The sequence below is a fragment of the Kineosporia sp. A_224 genome (genome assembly GCF_002198655.1).
GTDB lineage: Bacteria > Actinomycetota > Actinomycetes > Actinomycetales > Kineosporiaceae > R-H-3.
On sequence record NZ_MWLN01000002.1, the window covers coordinates 1 to 3,201 of the forward strand.

Annotated in this window: 4 protein-coding genes; 2 read left to right on the top strand and 2 right to left on the bottom strand. The window is 77.1% G+C overall.

Translation table 11 applies throughout. The features are described 5' to 3' along the window. Together EDJALFJO_RS00020 and EDJALFJO_RS00025 are read left to right on the top strand one after the other, a co-directional pair. On the top strand, positions 1 to 547 hold a 547-nt coding region (locus EDJALFJO_RS00020; RefSeq protein WP_233149590.1), incomplete at its 5' end, for a GAF domain-containing protein. 44 nt (positions 548 to 591) lie between these two features. After that, entirely contained in the window at positions 592 to 1,320 is a 729-nt protein-coding gene (locus EDJALFJO_RS00025; protein ID WP_143448184.1) for a DUF998 domain-containing protein, read from the top strand. Here EDJALFJO_RS00025 and EDJALFJO_RS00030 read toward each other — a convergent pair. Next, on the bottom strand, positions 1,214 to 2,587 hold the full coding sequence (locus EDJALFJO_RS00030; RefSeq protein ID WP_088280958.1) for a DNA polymerase IV: 1,374 nt from the start codon (positions 2,585 to 2,587) through the stop codon (positions 1,214 to 1,216). The two genes, EDJALFJO_RS00025 and EDJALFJO_RS00030, sit on opposite strands and share 107 nt — an antisense overlap. Before the next feature lie 83 nt (positions 2,588 to 2,670). Then, the coding region (locus EDJALFJO_RS00035) for a class F sortase (RefSeq protein WP_088280960.1) at positions 2,671 to 3,201 on the bottom strand (531 nt) is incomplete at its 5' end.

Sequence of the window (3,201 nt, forward strand, 5' to 3'; positions counted from 1 at the left end):
CCCCGAGCAGCCCGCCCCGACCGCCGAAGAGGTCACCATGCGCCTCCTCGCCGACCCGGACCGGCTGCGCGAGCTCGCACGCATCGACCTCGACGACCCGGTCCTGCGGGCCCGCCTCGACGCCATCGCCCGCCACACCCGCGAGCAGCTCGGCGCGACGGTCAGCCTCATCACCCTCGTGCTCGACTCCGTGCAGCTCATCGCCGGCAGCGACGGCCTCGACGGCTGGATGGCCGCCGCCGGCGGGACTCCCGTCGAGTGGTCCTTCTGCGCGAACGCCGTGCTCAGCGGCAGGCCGTACGTCGTCGAGGACGCCACGCGCGACCCCCGGCAGCAGGACAACCCGCTCGTCACGCAGGACGGCATCGCGAGCTACTGCGGCGTCCCGCTGACCGGCTCGTCCGGCCAGGTCCTCGGCGCGCACTGCGTGCTGGGCCGGCAGCCCGAGGAGTACACCGCCGAGGACCTCGCGGCCCTGCAGGAGGCGGGCCTCGAGGTCAGCCGCGTCCTCGCCGAGTACACCCGCGCACCGAGCCCCGTCGAGTGACCCGGGCCGCGCAGCCCCGGCGGGCCGCCGTCTAGGCTGTGCGGATGCGGCCGGGCGCGGTACGTCGACCCACCGGGATCCCTTGGTGGGGGCTCGTTTCCGCCGCGGCGGCGCCGGTCCTCCTCGTCGGCGGCTGGACCTGGGCGGCGGCCCTGCAGCCCGGCGGGTTCGACCCGGTCCGCGAGACGATCAGTGCCCTCGCGGGGCTCGGCGCGACCCGGCGCGGCATCATGACCGCCGCGCTCGTCGGGGTCGGGCTCTGCCATCTCACGACCTCGGCAGCGCTGCGGACGGCGCCGCGCGCCGGCCGGGCCGCCCTCGGGCTCGGTGGTCTGGCCACGCTCGGAGTCGCGGCGGCCCCGCTGCCGGCGGACGGCGGGTCGGCCGCGCACACGGCCTTCGCCACGACCGCTTTCGTCGCCCTCGCGGTCTGGCCGGCCCTGCCGCCGCGGCGCGACCGCGCACCCCGGGCGCCGTTCCCGCTCCGGCGGCCGGTCCGGCTGGCGGCCGCCGGGCTCCTCCTCGGCCTCGTCGGCTGGTTCGGCCTCGAGCTCTTCGGGGCCGGCGACCGGCTCGGGCTCGCCGAACGCGCCGCCGCGGGCGCGCAGGCGGTCTGGCCGCTCGTGGTGGTCCTGGGCTGCCGGCTCGCAGCGCCTCGGGCAGCGGTCACCGCGGCCACGGCGGCGGCTCCGCCGGCCGCAGGTCCGGGTCGTCGAGGGCGAACGAGCGGACCGGGCCCGGGCCCGTCGCAGGACCCTCGAACCGGACCGTGACGACCGTGCGCCCGCTGCCCCACACCCAGCCGGCGCCGTACGCCGGGTGGACGACGTCCTGCCCGGGCCGCCACTGCCGGTCCGGCACCGGCCCGAAGAGGGCGTCGTGGAGCGGGTCGGTGTCGTCCGCCCGGTCGGCGTCCGGGGCGTCCGGCACAGCGGGCGTGACGTCGTCCGCGTCGTCGATGTCGGCGAGCAGGTCGGCCTGGGCGAAGGTGGACAGGCCGGCGACACCGACGCCGAGCAGCCGGACGCCGTCCGCCGCGTCGAGCCCGTCGAGCAGGGTGAGGGCGCACCGCCGGACGAGCCGCTCGTCGTCCGTGGGGTGCGGCAGCGTCGTCGACCGGGTGTGGGTCGCGAAGTCGTGCGTGCGGGTCTTGAGGACGACCGTCCGTGCCGTGAGCTTCTCCGCGACGAGGCGGCGGACCACCTTGCCGACCATGACGAGCAGGTGGTCGCGCAGGAGCCGCTTGTCCGTCACGTCGGTGGCGAACGTCTGCTCGTGGGAGACCGACTTGGCGTCGCGCTCGGCGACGACGGGCCGGTCGTCCCGGGCGTTCGCGAGGGCGAGCAGGCCGGTGCCCGCCGACCGGCCGAGCAGCGGCACCAGGGTCAGCTCGTCGGACCGGGCGAGGTCACCCACGGTGCGGATCCCCATCGACTCCAGCCGCGCCTGGGTCGCCGGGCCGATCCCCGGCAGCGCACGGATGGACATCGGGGCCAGCACGTCGGCCTCGGTGCCGGGCGCGACGACGACGAGGCCGTCGGGTTTCTCGAGGTCGGAGGCGATCTTCGCGACGAGCTTGCTGCTGCCGACCCCGACGGACGCCGTGAGCTCCGTCCGCTCGTGGATCTGAGCCTTGAGCCACGCGGCGGCCGCGGACGGGTCGGTGCCGCCGGCCGGCGGGCCGGGCTCGCCCTCCGGCGGCACGTCGAGGTCGAGGTACGCCTCGTCGATGCTCACCTGCTCGACGAGCCCGCTCACCTCGCGCAGCACCGCCATGACGACGGACGACGCAGCGCGGTAGGCGTCGAACCGCGGGGAGAGGTAGGCGGCGTGCGGGCAGCGGGCCCGGGCCTCGACCGTCGACATCGCCGACCGGACGCCGTACGCCCGCGCCTCGTAGCTGCACGTCGCGACGACCCCGCGCCCGCCGACCCCGCCGACGACGACCGGCCGGCCCCGCAGCGACGGCTTGTCCCGCTGCTCGACCGCCGCGAAGAACGCGTCGAGGTCGACGTGCAGCACGCTCGCCCGGGTTCTCATCGCCCGGACATCATCGCCCACGGGCCCGACAGGGCGTCGGCGCCGCCGCCGGCGTCGGAGCGTGCCCCGTCGTCGCCCGTGCGTCAGGTCTCGGGCGTCGCGACGACGACGAGGTTGTCCTCGTACGCCCGCCGCACCGGGTCGAAGGGGCCCGAGCAGGTGATGAGCACCAGGCGCGGCGCGACGGTCTGGGAGAACGCGTCCGTGCCCGAGACGAGCCGGGCCTTGGGCACCTCGCGGACCTGGGTGATCCGGAAGGTCACGCTCCGGTCCCCGGCACCGACGGTCACCCGCTGCCCGGGACGCACCCGGGTGAGCTCGGCGAGCACCCCGACGCCGTAGCTGCGCGAGTCGATGTGGCCGGCCAGCACGATGCTGCCGAACGGGTCGCCGACGCGCGCACCACCGGTCCACCAGCCGACCCGCGACGGGTCGGCCGGGACGGCGAGCGACCCGTCGTCCGCGGTGCCGGCCCGCTCGACCGGTGCCCGGCCCCCGGACGGCAGCCCGAGGAACGCGGGCACGAACGGCTCCGGGGCGGAGACGTCGCGCGCGGCCGCCGCCGGCGGCGGTGTCCGCGCGGACCCCTGCGCCGCCGACGGGGCCGGCAGGGA